This is a genomic window from Dolomitihabitans soli (assembly GCF_022213955.1).
In the GTDB taxonomy this organism is placed as follows: domain Bacteria; phylum Actinomycetota; class Actinomycetes; order Streptosporangiales; family Streptosporangiaceae; genus Streptosporangium_A; species Streptosporangium_A soli.
Map to the genome: position 1 here is coordinate 1 of NZ_JAKNTW010000021.1, position 14655 is coordinate 14655.

The window sequence follows — 14655 nt, forward strand, 5'->3', positions numbered from 1 at the left end:
GCCCGGATCCGTGTGATCCCGGGCGACACACCAGCCCCGAATCCGCTGCCGCAGACACTTACCGCTTAACCTGCAGAAACAGGATCACGCGGAGATCGACTCATACACCACGTGCGTGGACGCGACCCTACAGGATCATCCGCTCTTCCCGGAGCTTCGGTGCACCCCCACCCTGAGGTCATTTGAGGCTGCCCAGGGTGACGCCCGATTGCCAGTAGCGGCGCATCGCGATCATGAAGAAGGCGAGCGGGATGACGGCGAGCAGGGAGCCGGTGAGCACGAGGGCGGTCAGGTCGGTCTCGGCCTCGGTGCGCTGCAGGTTCCAGGCGTACAGGCCGAGGCTGAGCGGCCATTTGTCCTCGCCGCGCAGCATGGTGAGCGGCAGGTAGAAGCCGTTCCAGTTGCTGACGAACGCAAGCAAGAAGACGGTGGCCGCGCCGGTCTTCATCAGCCGGGTGACGATCTTGAAGAAGATCCGCAGCTCGCCGGCACCGTCCACCCTGGCGGCCTCCAGCAGTTCGGGGGGTACAGCGCCATCGACGTAGACCTTGGACAGGTAGACCGAGAACGGGCTGATGAAGGCGGGCAAGAGCACGGCCCACACGGTGTCGACGAGGCCGAGCTTGGCGAACAGCAGGTAGAGCGGCATGGTCAGCATCGCGCCGGGGATCAGGAACGAGCCGATCACCAGCGCCAGCCCCGTGCCCCGGCCGCGGAAGGTGAACCGGGACAGCGAGTAACCCGCGGCCAGCGAGATCAGCGTGCACACGACCGCCCCGACGCCCGCGTACAGGAAGGAGTTGAGCACCCAGCGCAGGAAGATGCCGTCGCCGTAGGTGAAGACCTGTTCCAGGTTGCGGCCCAGGTTGAACTCGCCGAACCACAGGCCGTTCGTGTAGAGCATGTCGGTCTGCGACTTGGTGGCCGCCACGATCAGCCACCAGACCGGGGCGACGGAGTAGAGGGCGAACAGGCCGAGGCCGAACAGGACGAGCACCTGCGAGGTGCGCGACTGGGTGGCGCCGACGGGCAGCCCCTCCGCGGCCCGATCCGCCTTCCGTGCCGATGCGATTGCGGTCATGGTTGCTGGGCCCTGTTCGTGACGCGGTAGAAGAGCATGGAGATGATGCCGACGACGACGGCCAGGATGATCGACAGAGCGGCGGCGTAGTTGTAGTCGTTGCTGTCGAACGCCTCGTAGTAGATCATCATGATCGGGGTGAAGTCCTTGGTGACGACCTCGGGCACGACGTTGCGGAAGAGCAGCGGCTCGTTGAAGATCTGCAGCATGTGGATGATCGACAACATGCCGGTCAGCACGAGCGCGCCCCGCACGTACGGGATCTTGATGGAGAGCGCGATGCGCAGCTCGGAGGCGCCGTCCACGCGGGCCGCGTCGAAGATCTCGCGCGGCACCGACTGCAGCGCGCCATAGACGATGAGCATGTTGAACCCGGCGCCTACCCAGGTGAGCAGATTGCCCATCGACACCCAGATCAGCTCCGAGGCGAAGAAGTTGATCCCGGTCAGCTCGGTGAGCGGGCCCAGCCGAGGACTGTAGATGTACATCCACATGAGCGCCGCCACGATCCCGGGAATCATGTATGGCACCAGGAACGCCAGCCGATAGCGGTGCGCCACGTGCTTGGTGACCGAGTCCAGCAGCAACGCCATCGTGAGCGACAACACCAGCATGACCGGAATCTGCACCGCCGCGAAGGCGCTCACCCTGGCCACAGACGCCCAGAAGGTGCTGTCGGACAGACCGCGGGCGAAGTTGCCGAACCCGGTGAACACCTCCTGACGCGGTCCGATGCCGAGCCCCGAGGTGCGCATAGTGAACAGGCTCTGGTAGACGGCGTACAGGAGCGGGATGACGAAGAGGCAGGCGAAACCGATGAAGAACGGGGCGGAGAAGGCCGCGCCCTTGCGTTGCGTGACAGTAGACATGAGGAGTTTCCCTAATCAGGCGTGAGGGAGGCTGCTGCGGCCTCCCTCACGGCGATCACTCGGCGACCTTGACGCCCTTCTGCTTCAGGTCGTCGACCGTCCACCGCTGCATGTGAGTCAGCACGTCCTCGACCTTCATCTCGCCGTTCATGGCCTTGCCCCACTTGTCGGCCAGTTCCTCGTACATGGCGGTGGAGTTGGGCCCGTAGATCCAGCCGGAGGCGAAGTTGTCCGACTCGGCGATGACCTGCTTGCCCGCCTCGGCGTGCCCGCCCCAGAGCTGCTTGGGCACCACGGCGTCCAGGTACGGGGCCGGGTCGGCGACGGCCGGGTACCAGCCGGAGCCGGCCACCGGGTCGGCCATCGCCGCAACCGGAACGCTCTCGGTAGCCAGCCAGATCGCCGCCTGCGCCGCCTTGGCAGGGTCCTTGCACAGCGACGGCACCGACAGCGCACCGGTGTCGGACGCCGAGACCGGCGTGTTCTGGCCCTTGACCAGCAGGTTCGGCCCGGCCTCCCATTCGCCCACAGAGTCCTTCATGTTGCGCTGGTGGCCGGCGAGCTGCCAGGTGGAGACCTGCCGCATGGCGATCTTGCCTTGGTCATACTCCTGCATCATGGCGGCGTACTCGGCGTAGGAGATTTTCTCCACGAGGTCGTTGTCGAGCAGCTGCTGCATGATGCCCGCCGACCATTTCGACGCGTCGTCGGTGAAGTTGATCTTCCAGGCGTCGCCCTGCACGGTGTACCAACGGGCGCCGGCCTGCCAGGCCAGCCCCATCATGGTCGAGGGGTCCTCACCGGCGAGGTTGAAGATCGCGATGCCGTCCTTCTTCAGGTCCTTCTTGCCGATCTCGATGAGCTCCTCCCACGTCGTGGGGTACTTCAGCCCGCGCGTTTCGAAGATCGGCTTGTAGTACATGCTGAACAGCGGGTCCCGCTTGTCCGGCACGCCATAGGTGATCCCGGCCAGGGTGAGTTCCTCGACGCCGCCCGGGGAGAACTTGGCCGCGCTGCCGCTCACCTCCTGGGTGATGTCCTTGATCACGCCCTCGGCCAGGAGCTGGCCGCCGTTGCGGTTATCCGTCTGGGCGAGGCACGGCATCGTCGCCTTGTCGCCGGCCTTGTGCGCGTTACGCAGGTTCTTGACCAGGTCGGCGGCGGGCACCTTGACATATTTGAGCTGCACGTCCTTGTGGGCGGCGTTGAAGGCGGCGACCGCCGCCTCCGAGCCCTGCTTGTCGGTCCAGTAGTCCAGCGTGACCGGGCCCGCGGCCGCCTGCCCGACCGGCGGGGACGACGTCGCGGGGTCACCACCGCACGCGGCCAGGGTGAGTACCCCGGCCAGGGCGAGCCATCGCAGACTTCTCATGCGTTTCTCCTCGGGGGGTCGTCAGCGCGAAGATCAAAGCGCCTTGTACGTCACGTCGTGGAAGGTGGCCTGGCATCCCTCGCCCGCGAGGTCCTGCACCCACAGGCCGACGAACGCGCCGGTGAAGCCGAAGGAGCGCACCTGGCCGTCGATGATCTCGTCGGCGTTCTCATCGGACAGGATCGTGGCGTCCGGCTCTGCGGGGACGGCCCGGCCGTCGTGGGTGAAGCGCAGGACGGGACCGTCGAACTCGACGCCGAGCCGGCAAGCCGACTCCGCGGTGAAATGCACGGTGCGCACGCCCCGGTCGCTACCGGTCAGGACCAGCCCGTCGGTGGTGAGCGCGAGGTGGTACCAGTTGCGCGAGTTGTAGTAGGCGGTGATCCCGGCGGACTGGTGCACGCTGTCCGGCTCGAACGTGACGCTCGCCTCGAACCTGCACTTCCTGCTGGTCACGGGGCGGCCTACCAGGCTGGGCGCGCGCAGCCCGTAGGGCGACTGTCCGCCCTTGATCGTCAGCCGGCCGTCCTCATCCGCCAGCCAGTCGGGCGAGGCCGGGCGACGCAGGGTGCTCCAGTCGCCGCCGTCCACGGGCTGCCACGGATGCGGCGGCAGGGCGGGCGAGAGCACCTCGACGGCGGGCACTCCCCCGGCCACCCGCGGCCACCCGTCCACCCACTCGACGCGCTGGATCGCGGTCTCCCTGCCCAGCACACACCTTCCCCTCGTGGTGTAGGGGCGGGCGGCCAGGTGCGCGACATACCAGTCGCCGTCCCTGGTCTGCACCAGGCAGCCGTGCCCGGCCTTCTGCAGTTCGAGGTCCGGGTCGTGGCGGGCGGTGAACATCGGCCCGGCCGGGTCGGCCTCGTACGGCCCCTCCAGCGTGGGGGACCGCAGCACCGTGACGCCGTGGTCATAGCCGGTGCCGCCCTCGGCCACCATCAGGTAGTACCAGCCGCCGATCCGGTACAGGTGCGGCCCCTCGGTGACGTGCCGGTTCTCCAGGATGAGTCGAGGCTTCCCGCCACCGAGCGGCTGGATCTCTATTCCGGCGAACCCGTGTCCGGGACGGGAGTCGAAGACCATGTTGAGCAGGTACGTGCTGCCGTCCGCATCGTGAAAGAGCGCAGCGTCGAACCCGCGTCCCGGCAGCCTGACCGGATCGGACCAGGGGCCGTCGATGGAGGGTGCGGTGATCAGGTAGTTCGTGATGTCCTTGAAGCCGTGGGCGTAGTTGTCCATCACCCCGTACACCAGGTGAAACAGCCCGTTCGCGTAGGTCAGGTCCGGCGCCCAGACCCCGCCGGAGTCCGGCACGCCCGTCAGATCGAGCAGCCGGCGCTCTGTGAGGATGCCGCCAAGGGACCGCCAGTGGATCAGATCGCGTGAATGATGAACGCGCACACCCGGATACCACTCGAACGTCGAGGTGGCCAGGTAGTAGTCGTCACCGACCCGCAGGATCGACGGATCGGGGTGGAATCCAGGTAGGACGGGATTAAAGATCATGACCTCGGTCCTGAGAAGTGGCGGCCGTCATTGGATGGAGCCCATGCGGATCCCGCTGCGCCGATACATCTGCAGCGAGAGCATGAACAAGGTCGGCGGGATGATCGAAACTGTGCCCGATGACGACATGTCCCGGGTCGGCAAACCGTCTGCGGCGAAGGTGACCGTGTCATCGCGTCCATGCGGGCTGGGCAGGAGACGTTGCCCGCCTTGATCACCGCGCGCATCGTGTCGCAGACCAGGCTGCCCGCGACGTTCGTATGCGCCACCCGCATCTCGGGATGGGGCGAGCTCCATGCGGCGGCCTGCTTGCCGGCACCCAGTTGTCCGCTTCCCGCGCCGATCTCCACCGGGCCCGCTGGCTTCTGCACGACGGCCGAGGCTTGGTCGGGGTCGGGGTCGGGGTCGGGGTCGGGTCGGGGTCGGAGCAGTCGGCCACAGTGGCCGCCGGGACCACGGCCGCTGTCGTAGCCGTCCGTCTCATTTCTGCCTCCACTTACAGAAACCGATCGCTGCGAACGCTACGGCGGAGAGACGTTCACGACAAGGGCACGTTACATATACGTTACATAAGGCCGATTTTCCTGCACATTTGGCTCAGTTGACCTCAGGCGCACTTCGCTCTTACCGTAGTTACCGGTTTCTACATGTGCCCCGAACGGAGGCTAATGCCTGTGCTAGACCGCCCGAAGGCGCTGTTCGCCATGCGCGCGCGACACCTCGCGTTGCTCTTTCCTGCGCCGCTCATACAGCAGTTGGAGAGGGTCGCCGACATCGATGTGTCGCTGGTCGCCGAGCGCTTCGACGATCCTCGGCTTGCCCAGGTACTCCCCGATGTGGACGTCCTGATCACCGGCTGGGGCTGCCCGCCGCTGGACGAGGCGCTGCTTGTCGCCGCGCCCCGGCTCCGGGCCGTGCTGCACGCGGCGGGTTCGGTGAAGAACCTGCTCGCTCCCGCCTTGTTCGAACGCGGCCTGCTGGTCTCCTCGGCCGCCGATGCCAATGCGGTCCCCGTGGCCGAGTACTCCGTCTCTGCCATCCTGCTGGCCGGCAAGGGGATGTTCACGCTGCGCGAGCGCTACCGGCGGGAGCGGACGTTCACGATCGGCGAGGTCGAGCAAGGAGTGGGGAACTACGGCAGGCGGGTGGGCGTGGTCGGCGCCTCCCGCATCGGGCGCAGGGTGATCGAGCTACTCGCGGCGCACGACCTTGACGTGTGTCTGTATGACCCGTACACACAGGTCGAGGGCGTGCGGCAGGTCGGGCTGGAGGAACTGCTGGGCACGTGCGACGTCGTCAGCCTGCACGCGCCCGGCACCGACGAGACCCGCCACATGCTGGACCGGCGGCGGCTGACGCTGATGCCGGACGGTGCGGTGCTGGTCAACACCGCCAGAGGGTCGCTGGTGGACACCGACGCGCTGGTGGAAGAGTTGCGGACGGGCAGGCTGTCGGCGGTGCTGGACGTGACGGAGCCGGAACCGCTGCCGCGCGACTCGCCGCTGTTCGAGCTGCCGAACGCGTTCCTCACCCCGCACATCGCCGGTTCTCATGGCAACGAGCTGGCGAGAATGGGCGCCGCCGTGCTCGGCGAGTTGGAGCGGCTGACCGCCGGAGTCCCCCTCACCCATCAGGTGAGGCTCGCCGATCTCGACAGGGTGGCGTGACATGGAGATCCATGCCGACGACGTCGGACACCCGCTGGTCCCGTACTGGAACGCCTGCGTGGGCACCGGACGTACCAACGATGGCGGGATGCCCGCCGACGACCGGGCCCTTGCCCTGGGCCGCCCGGAGCCGCTGTCAGGCGAGGACGCCGCCGTCCTGTGCTTCGGAGCACCGCGCCGCGAGGTCGTCCAGGCCTCGCCGGACGGCGGATTGCGCGTTGAACGCCCGATCGAGCCCGGGAGCGTCGTGCTCCTGGAGCAACGGTGAGCGCCCTGCACTGGCGCGGACTGCGCTTCGAGCTCCCCGAGGACGGACCTCCGCGGCTGCTGGCTATCGGCGGGCTCGCGTGCGACGACCGAGCCGCGCTGCCCGTGGTCGAGATCGAGGTCACCGGAATCGGCAGGAGCGGAACCGCGGGCAATCGGCACGTGGACGGTGTCCGCCTTCGTCACGAGGCCCACGAGGCGACCGGCGACCAGCTCGAAATCAGAGCGCGCGGCGACGGCCTGCGGGTCAGCACGTATTACGAAGCCAAGGGCGACGTCGTGCGCTGCTGGTCACGGGTGACCGCCGAACGTGACCTGACCCTCGATCACGTCTCCTCTTTCGCGTTCGCGGGCCTGTCGCACAGCTGCCGCTCGTGGACGGCGAGCAACCCGTGGAGCGGCGAGTTCCGCTGGTCCGGCGGCACTCTACAAGACCTTGGCCTGCCGGACGTCGGCATGACCCGCTATGGCCAGACCGGCACCAAGAATCGTCTCGCCCTCACCAGCACCGGCTCCTGGCCGTCGTCCGAGTACCTGCCCATGGGCTGGATCGACGGCCCGCACGGCACACTGGCCTGGCAGATCGAGCACAACGGTCCCTGGCACGCCGAGCTGGCCGATCGCTACGGTGCGATCTACCTCCTGCTTTCAGGGCCGTCCCAGCGCGAGCACCACTGGTCGGCGCCCTTGGCGCCGGGCCAGTCGTTCACCACCGTCCCTGCCGCCATCGCCCTGGCCGACGACCACGAACAGGCTCTGGCCGCTCTCACCCGGTACCGCCGCGCCATCCGTCGACCGCACCAGGACAATGCCGAATTGCCGGTCGTCTTCAACGACTTCATGAACGGCCTCATGGGAGACCCCACCACCGAACGTCTGCGTCCCCTGATCGCCGCCGCCGCGGAGGCAGGCGCCGAGTACTTCTGCATCGACGCGGGATGGTACGACGACGAGCAGGCGGGCCCTGGGGATGGCGGCGTGCCCGGCTGGTGGGACACCGTGGGCCGGTGGGAGCCCTCGGCGACGCGCTTCCCCGGGGGTCTGGCGGAGATCACCGGCGCGATCAGGGCGGCGGGCATGGTCCCCGGCCTGTGGCTGGAGCCCGAGGTCGTCGGCGTCCGCAGTGACGTCGGTTTCCCCGACGAGGCGTACCTGCGGCGCGACGGCGTGCGCCTGGCCGAATGGGGCCGCCACCAGCTCGACTTCAGTCACCCCAGCGCCACCGCGCACCTGGACACGGTAGTCGACCGGCTGATCTCCGACTTCGGCATCGGCTACTTCAAGCTCGACTACAACATCGACATCGGGCCGGCCGACCGCCTGCTCGAACATAACCGGGCCTACCTGACCTGGGCCGAGCGCGTCATGGAACGCCACCCCGCTCTGGTGCTCGAAGCGTGCGCGGCCGGCGGCATGCGGCTCGACGGCGCGACCCTGCGCACCTTCCCCGTCCAGTCACTCACCGACCAGCAGGACGACCTGCTGCTCCCGGCCATCGCCGCAGCCGCGCCCACGACCGTCCCGCCCGAGCAGGGCGCGGTCTGGGCCTATCCGCACGGCGACCCGACGAGGATCATCTTCGGACTGGTCAACGCGATGCTCGGCCGGATCCACCTCAGCGGCAGGCTCGACCTTCTCGATCCCCCGCGGCTGGCCCTCGTGACCGAGGCGATCGCCATCTACAAGGGCTACCGGAGAGACCTGGCGAGAGGCGTCCCCCGCTGGCCGCTCGGGCTCCCGCGCTGGGATGCTGACACGATCGCGCTGGCCATAGACTGCGATGAGATGGCTTACCTCGCGGTGTGGCGCAGGCACTCCCCCTCGGACATGATCGACGTGCCCTGGCCGGCAGGCTATGATCTCACCCCGCTGCTGCCCGGGACGACGATGGCCCGATGGGAGGCCGGAGTCATCCGCGTCACCCTGCGCGAGCCCTGCTCAGCCGCTCTGCTCCGTCTGTCCAGAACCGTGGAAGGCCAGCCTTGGCGCGAAAAGTGACTATCACCGGAGAGAGCGGCGACGACGAACGCGTCACCGTCCGCGACGTGGCTGCACGGGCCGGGGTGTCGGCCACCACGGTCTCAAGGGTGATCAAGGGTGATTATCCGGTGGCCCAAGCCACCAGGACGCGGGTACTTCGTGCCATGCGCGAGCTCGATTACGTGCTCAATGTGCACGCCCGCGCGCTGTCGGGAGCCAGCACCAAGATGGTGGCGTTCGTGCTCGACGACGTCACCGGGCCTTCCTTCGCCTATGTCGCCAAGGGCGTCGAGCAGCAGGCCACCGCAGAGGGCCGGCTGTGCATGGTGTGCACCACCCACGGCGACCCAGCCCGTGAGCTGGCCGTCGTCGAGGCCATGCGCGAGCAGCGCGCCGACGCGGTCATCCTGGTCGGCGGCGGCTCGCTCGACGACACCTACCGCGAGCGCATGACGCACTTCGCCCACGCCCTCGACAAGGCGGGCTCCAGACTCGTGCTTTGCGGGCGGCCGCCGCTGGGCGACAACGTCCCGACGACCGTGGTGGAGTACGACAACGAGGGCGGTGCGTATGCGATGACCAGCCACCTGCTTTCGCAGGGGCACCGGCGCATCGTCCTACTCGGCGCCGACTGGCAGGGTGACACCAGTACGACCAAACGCGACCGCGTGTACGGATACGTTCGCGCCCACGAGTCCTTCGGCATCACATACGCACCCGACCTGATCATTCCCGCCGGGTTCGGCCGCGCGGACGGTTACGAGCAGACCCGGCGGCTGATCGCGCGCGGTGCCGTTTTCACCGCCGTGTTCGCAGCCACCGATATGGTCGCCATCGGCGTGCTCGCCGCTCTGCGCGAGGCCGGGATCCGGGTGCCGGAGGACGTTTCACTCGCAGGGTACGACGACATCCCGTTCGCCGCCGACTTGGAGCCCGGTCTCACCACGGTGCGCATCCCGACGGAGGAATTGGGCCGAACGGCAGTGCGGCTAGCGCTCAACCGCGGGGAACCCCAGCACGTGGTGCTCGGCACCCACATCGTCGTCCGCGACTCGGTCCGCCCGCCCATCCGCAATCAGGTCAGTTGATCCACGGCATCCGTGTGGCTACAGAGGAACCGCCACGGCAGCGCCAGATGGCGAACGGTTGAGTGTCCGCAGCCCTGAGACAACGCAACAAAGCAGGGGCAATACAAAAGACACTACGAAGCGTCGCCGCTATCCAATGCTGTTATGGCATCGGTGAGCAGGCGACGGGCAGCGGCGCCGTACACGGCGAGATCAATCAAGGCGGTGAAAGCGTTGGTGTATGTGGCGATCTCGCTGGACCGGGTGACCATCAGGTGGCTGGATACAAGTCCTGCAGCGCCTGAACGTCCTCCTCGAATAGGCAACGGACCCGAACGTGGACGAAGAATGATGACCGGGACGGCCGGAACCTCGCTCGGCGGATATCGATCAGGTCAGCGGCCCCACCCGGACAGCACGACGTCGACGAACCTCTCCGGCTGTTCCAGGTGCAGGAAATGCCCGGCCTCCGGCCACACCACGGTCGCGGAGCGGGAGTGTCCGGGCAGGCACGCCTCCCACCGCGCGGCCTCCGGCACGTTGTGGACGGCGAGCACCGGGCAGTTCCGCCTGGCCAGGTAGCGCTCCGACTCCCGGCGCACCCCGAAGGCACCGGGCACCGTGTACATCCCGGCGTAGCACTCGGCCAGCACATGGCCGGGTGTGGCGGCCAGTTGCCCGGCGATCGGCCCGGGCAGCGGCCCGAGCTGCCGCAACGCCGCTCCCGCGCCCTCGGCGCGCAACGCCGCCAGCCGCGCCGGGATGAGCCGCTCCTCCGCCTCGTTCGCGCCGTACGCGGGAGCGATGACCACGAGCGCACGGACCAACTCCGGATACTCGACCGCCAGCGCGGTGACCACCTGGGCGCCCATGGAGTGCCCGATGGCCACCACCGGCCCGTCCAGGAGCGGCACCAGGTCGCGGGCCAGGTCGACGGGCCGGTATCCGCCGTCGGGAGCCGGGGACCTGCCGTGGCCGCGCAGGTCGGGGGCGATCACCCGGTGCTCGCCGAAGTCCAGGGCGCGCCACGTCCGGTGGTCTCCACCCCAGCCGTGCACCAGGAGCAGCGGAGGCCCGTCGTGGCCCCAGGTCTCAACGTGCGGCTTCATACCGGAACCGCTCGAAGTACCGGAACCGCTCGAAGCGCGCCGAGCCAGGCGGGATGGGATTGCGGATCAAGCTCATCCCTCCAGGAAGAGCACTCGCGGGAGTCCGGGGGTTGAGCACGCGGGCGCTCTGGCCCAGTTCCTCCGCCGCGTCGCCGAAGATCACCACGTCCAGTGGCCGACCGGCGCGGGCGGCCGCGGCCGCGGGTCCGGGCGGCAGGTTCCAGCTCGCGACGGCCGCGACGCCGGTGCCGGTCGCGCGCAGCAGGGCACGCCGGACTGGTCAGGCTTCATGAGGGTTGGCCTTTCTCCTATGTACGGCGCCCGAGCCGCCGTCCCGGTGTGCGCTGTCGCCGCTTACTGACCCTTGAGGTACGCGTCGGCCTGCTTGGCCATCTCCGCCTGGAGCTTGGCCAGGCCCGCCCTGTCCAGCGCCTTCTTCAGCTTGTCCAGGCCCTGGTCGACGTCCACCGCGCCGATGAACAGCGGGTAGGCGAACTGCGTCATGGCAGCGGTGAACTGGGTGTTCTCCCGCTTCACCGGCTCAGGGTCGGGGACGAAGCTGGCGTACGGGTCGACAATGAAGTTGTCGATGTCCTGCGCCCAGTCGAACCACTTGGTCTCGGACTCGGTCATGTCCTTGATCCGGCGCTCCAGCTTGGCCCGCCAGGCGAGGGCGAAGCCGGGGAAGGTGTAGGTGGACACCTTCTCGTACTTGTCGTCGCCGACGGGCTTCCAGTCCTTACCGGGGATGCCGTAGTTGAGCAGGTCGTGGTTCTCCTTGATCGACGCCCAGTCCTGCAGTTGCATGGCCTTCTCGTTGCTCTGGCCCTTGGCGTTGAGCACGACGAAGTTGTCGCTCTGGAAAGTCTGGTACGGCTTGGCGTTCTCGCCGCCCTTGAGCGGCATCACGTTCGCGATCATCGCGCCGGGGACGTTCTTGGTCAGCTCGGGCAGGCCCGCGGAGGACAGGCCGTCGGTCATGGCCCAGGCGGTGGCGACGCGGCCGGCCTTGAACTGGGAGTCCAGCGCCTTCGAGTCGAGGGTGAGCGCGTTCTTGTTGAACAGCCCGTCCTGGTAGTACTTCCGGACCAGGCGGAGCGCGTCCATCATGCCCGGGGCCTCCCAGAACGGGATCGGGTTGGACGAGCCGGTCTGCTTGCCGTCGGCGGCCAGCACGAAGTTGAGCGAATCGCCGGTGAAGGAGGCGAGGCTCATGGTGGGGTTGTCCCACATGTAGGGATTGAGCCAGCCGACCGGGTTCCACGCCACCAGCAGCTTGGGCATCCGGGAGCTGAGCCCGATCGGGGTGACGTCCTTGTTCTTCTGCTTGACGTCGTACCAGAACTTCTCCAGCCCGGCGAAGTCCGTGATGTCACTCATGCCGAGCTTCTCGGCCAGGTCCTGGCGGATGCTGAAGTGGTGGAAGCGAGCGACCGAGTTGATCTGGGGGAGGCCGTAGAGCTTGCCGCTCCACCGGTTCAACTCGATGATCTTCGGGTCGATCGTCGCGGTCAGGTTGGGGTACTTGCCGCTGGACAGCAGGCTGCTCAGTTCGACGATCGAGCCGCTGGCCGCGAGCTGGGTCATGTTGAGCCAGCGCGCCTGCAGCGCGGTGTCGAACTTCTCCCCCGCGGTGAACTTCAGCAGCGCCTGCTGGCCGTAGCTGGTCCACGGGATGAACTGCGGCCTGATCGTGAAGCCAAGGTCGGTCTGAAGCTTCTTGTTGACCTCGGCCAGGACAGGGTCCCAGCCGGCCGGCACGTCGCCGGGGAGCAGCAGGCTCAACGCGAGCGCGGCACCGGCCTGGCCACTGGTGGCCTTCGACTGGGGGGAGCCGTCGGAGCAGGCGGCGAGGAAGGCGGCGACAGACAGGCCGCCGCCGGCGGCCAGCAGGCCGCGCCGGGACATGGTGGGGTTGGACACGGAGACTCCAGAAGGTGGGGGGGAGCGGAATCAGCCCTTGGTGGCGCCGAGGGTGATGCCCTTGACGAAATAGCGCTGGGCGAAGGGGTAGGCGAGCAGGATCGGCCCGATGGCGACGGTGGTCAGGGCCAGCCGGAGCTGGTAGACGGGGGTGGCCGACTCGGCCAGCTGCGGCAGCATCGCCGTGAACGAGATGTTGGAGATGAGATTCTGCAGCACCAGCGGGAGCGGGAACTTGTGCACGTCGTCGATGAACAGCAGCGCCATGAACCAGTCGTTCCAGTAGTGCACGGCGTAGAACAGGCCGACGACGGCCAGGATCGGTTTGGACAGCGGCAACGCGATCGTGAAGAACATGCGCAGCTCGCCCGCGCCGTCGATCTTGGCCGATTCGAAGATCGACTCCGGCAGCTGGCGGAAGGCGCTGACCTGGACGAAGACCATGAAGGGCATGACCAGCAGCGGCAGGATGACCGAGAAGTAGCTGTTCTGCAGGTGCAGATACTGCGTGACCAGCAGGTAGAGGGGAACGAGGCCGCCGGAGAACAGCATCGGCAGGTAGGAGAAGATGGTCAGCGGCCGGCTGATGCCGGGCACCCGGCGGGCGATCACCCAGCTCAGGCCCGAGGTCGCCGCCAGGGACAGCGCCGTGCCCACCACGGTGATGAAGACACTGGCGAGGTAGGCGTCCAGCACCGCGGGACCCGTGAAGATCATTTTGTAGGCGGTGAGATCGAAATCGGCCGGGAAAAGGCTGTAGCCGGTCGTGGCCAGCTCGGACTCGCTGGTGAACGATCCCGAGATGATCATCCAGAAGGGGACGGCACAGCCCAGCACGGCCAGGCCGACGCCGATGATGCTGACGACGGTGAACGGTTCCAGCTTTCTGCTGCTCATAGGATGCTGGTCTCCTTGGAGTACTTGCGCTGGATCAGCACCGCGATCACCACGAGGACGAAGCCGACGATCGACTGGAACAGGCCGATCGCGGCGGTGGTGCCGAAGTCGCCGAGCTGACGCAGCGCGCGGAAGACGTAGGTATCGATGACGTCGGTGTTCTCGAACAGGGTGCCGTTGTCCCCGATGATCGCGTAGATGGTGCCGAAGTCGCCGTAGAAGATCCGGCCGACCCCCAGGACCAGCAGCACCGCGGCGGTGGGCTTGAGCAGCGGCAGAGTGATGCGCCAGGCCATCTGGGCCCGCGAGGCTCCATCGATCATCCCGGCCTCGTAGACCTCCTCGGGGATGCCGGTGATCGCGGCCAGGAAGATGACGCTGAGGTAGCCGCCGAGCTGCCAGATCTTCACCACGGTGAGGATCCACGGCCACGGCCCCGGCTCGGTGTACCAGTCCACCGTGGGCAGCCCGAAACCGGCCATGGCGTCGTTGACCGCCCCTCCCCCGCCGGAGGCCCCGGCGAGCAGCACCTGCAGGATGATGCTGATCACGACAGGGGAGACGAAGTAAGGGAAGAAGACCACGGACTGGGAGGCCCGCTTGAAGAAGGTGCCGCGGATCTCGTTCAGCATGATCGCCAGGATGATCCCGGCGGCGAGCGTCGCGCCCAGGAACAGCACGTTGAGGAAGAGCGTGTTGAACAGGATCCGCGCCGCGTCCCCGGACTCCAGGAAGTAGGCGAAGTTCTCCAGCCCGTTCCACGGGCTCCCGAAGATGCCCAGGTTGACGTCGAACTCCTTGAACGCCACCACCAGCCCGGCCATCGGCAGGTAGTTGAAGATCAGGAAGAAGACCACCGCCGGCAGCGCGAGCAGCCCGAGCGACCAACTCGTACGGGCCGCCACCTTGCCACG

Annotated in this window: 13 protein-coding genes; 4 read left to right on the forward strand and 9 right to left on the reverse strand. The window is 67.6% G+C overall.

Features of this window, described 5'->3' with window-relative positions:
• Window positions 1-178 precede the first annotated feature (178 nt).
• The 4 genes from MBA17_RS32835 to MBA17_RS32850 are packed head-to-tail and all read right to left on the reverse strand — an operon-like array spanning window position 179 to window position 4831.
• Window positions 179-1081, reverse strand: coding sequence for a carbohydrate ABC transporter permease (locus tag MBA17_RS32835; protein WP_238500863.1), 903 nt, complete (start codon window positions 1079-1081; stop codon window positions 179-181).
• Window positions 1078-1950 carry a carbohydrate ABC transporter permease gene (locus tag MBA17_RS32840; RefSeq protein WP_238500869.1) on the reverse strand — a complete coding sequence of 291 codons (873 nt, stop codon included), beginning with the start codon at window positions 1948-1950 and terminating at the stop codon, window positions 1078-1080. Before MBA17_RS32840 ends, MBA17_RS32835 begins: the two co-directional genes overlap by 4 nt.
• A gap of 55 nt (window positions 1951-2005) precedes the next feature.
• The gene (locus MBA17_RS32845; RefSeq protein ID WP_238500872.1) at window positions 2006-3322 is read right to left on the reverse strand and encodes an ABC transporter substrate-binding protein; all 1317 of its coding nucleotides are present in this window, start codon (window positions 3320-3322) and stop codon (window positions 2006-2008) included.
• A gap of 33 nt (window positions 3323-3355) precedes the next feature.
• Window positions 3356-4831, reverse strand: a complete 1476-nt coding sequence (locus MBA17_RS32850; RefSeq protein ID WP_238500873.1) for a glycoside hydrolase family 43 protein — start codon at window positions 4829-4831, stop codon at window positions 3356-3358.
• Window positions 4832-5499: 668 nt separating this feature from the next.
• On the opposite strand from MBA17_RS32850, the gene MBA17_RS32855 reads away from it, so the two are divergent.
• The 4 genes from MBA17_RS32855 to MBA17_RS32870 are packed head-to-tail and all read left to right on the forward strand — an operon-like array spanning window position 5500 to window position 9833.
• Complete coding sequence (locus MBA17_RS32855; RefSeq protein ID WP_238500876.1) at window positions 5500-6498, forward strand: hydroxyacid dehydrogenase; 999 nt, start codon at window positions 5500-5502, stop codon at window positions 6496-6498.
• A 1-nt stretch (window position 6499) separates the two neighbouring features.
• Window positions 6500-6766: a hypothetical protein gene (locus MBA17_RS32860; protein WP_238500878.1), complete on the forward strand. Its 267-nt coding sequence runs from the start codon at window positions 6500-6502 to the stop codon at window positions 6764-6766.
• Complete coding sequence (locus tag MBA17_RS32865; RefSeq protein ID WP_238500879.1) at window positions 6763-8763, forward strand: glycoside hydrolase family 36 protein; 2001 nt, start codon at window positions 6763-6765, stop codon at window positions 8761-8763. The genes MBA17_RS32860 and MBA17_RS32865 overlap by 4 nt, the downstream gene beginning before the upstream one ends.
• The gene (locus MBA17_RS32870; protein ID WP_238500881.1) at window positions 8760-9833 is read left to right on the forward strand and encodes a LacI family DNA-binding transcriptional regulator; all 1074 of its coding nucleotides are present in this window, start codon (window positions 8760-8762) and stop codon (window positions 9831-9833) included. The genes MBA17_RS32865 and MBA17_RS32870 overlap by 4 nt, the downstream gene beginning before the upstream one ends.
• A gap of 113 nt (window positions 9834-9946) precedes the next feature.
• Here MBA17_RS32870 and MBA17_RS32875 read toward each other — a convergent pair whose 3' ends face one another.
• The 5 genes from MBA17_RS32875 to MBA17_RS32895 form a co-directional block, all read right to left on the reverse strand.
• Window positions 9947-10084, reverse strand: a complete 138-nt coding sequence (locus MBA17_RS32875) for a hypothetical protein (protein ID WP_238500885.1) — start codon at window positions 10082-10084, stop codon at window positions 9947-9949.
• A 123-nt stretch (window positions 10085-10207) separates the two neighbouring features.
• Complete coding sequence (locus MBA17_RS32880; protein ID WP_238500886.1) at window positions 10208-10921, reverse strand: alpha/beta fold hydrolase; 714 nt, start codon at window positions 10919-10921, stop codon at window positions 10208-10210.
• Between the two features lie 354 nt (window positions 10922-11275).
• Entirely contained in the window at window positions 11276-12844 is a 1569-nt protein-coding gene (locus MBA17_RS50635) for a DUF3502 domain-containing protein (RefSeq protein ID WP_455432903.1), read from the reverse strand.
• Between the two features lie 30 nt (window positions 12845-12874).
• Window positions 12875-13741 (reverse strand): carbohydrate ABC transporter permease, encoded by an 867-nt coding sequence (locus MBA17_RS32890; protein ID WP_238500888.1) that lies wholly within the window; start codon window positions 13739-13741, stop codon window positions 12875-12877.
• Complete coding sequence (locus MBA17_RS32895; protein WP_238500889.1) at window positions 13738-14646, reverse strand: ABC transporter permease; 909 nt, start codon at window positions 14644-14646, stop codon at window positions 13738-13740. Before MBA17_RS32895 ends, MBA17_RS32890 begins: the two co-directional genes overlap by 4 nt.
• Window positions 14647-14655 lie beyond the last annotated feature (9 nt).

What these genes read in the sequence shown, in the direction of transcription:
- MBA17_RS32835 (WP_238500863.1), bottom strand. Translation starts at nt 1,081, where the DNA reads ATGACCGCAATCGCATCGGCACGGAAGGCGGATCGGGCCGCGGAGGGG.
- MBA17_RS32840 (WP_238500869.1), bottom strand. Translation starts at nt 1,950, where the DNA reads ATGTCTACTGTCACGCAACGCAAGGGCGCGGCCTTCTCCGCCCCGTTC.
- MBA17_RS32845 (WP_238500872.1), bottom strand. Translation starts at nt 3,322, where the DNA reads ATGAGAAGTCTGCGATGGCTCGCCCTGGCCGGGGTACTCACCCTGGCC.
- MBA17_RS32850 (WP_238500873.1), bottom strand. Translation starts at nt 4,831, where the DNA reads ATGATCTTTAATCCCGTCCTACCTGGATTCCACCCCGATCCGTCGATC.
- MBA17_RS32855 (WP_238500876.1), top strand. Translation starts at nt 5,500, where the DNA reads ATGCCTGTGCTAGACCGCCCGAAGGCGCTGTTCGCCATGCGCGCGCGA.
- MBA17_RS32860 (WP_238500878.1), top strand. Translation starts at nt 6,500, where the DNA reads ATGGAGATCCATGCCGACGACGTCGGACACCCGCTGGTCCCGTACTGG.
- MBA17_RS32875 (WP_238500885.1), bottom strand. Translation starts at nt 10,084, where the DNA reads ATGGTCACCCGGTCCAGCGAGATCGCCACATACACCAACGCTTTCACC.
- MBA17_RS32880 (WP_238500886.1), bottom strand. Translation starts at nt 10,921, where the DNA reads ATGAAGCCGCACGTTGAGACCTGGGGCCACGACGGGCCTCCGCTGCTC.
- MBA17_RS32890 (WP_238500888.1), bottom strand. Translation starts at nt 13,741, where the DNA reads ATGAGCAGCAGAAAGCTGGAACCGTTCACCGTCGTCAGCATCATCGGC.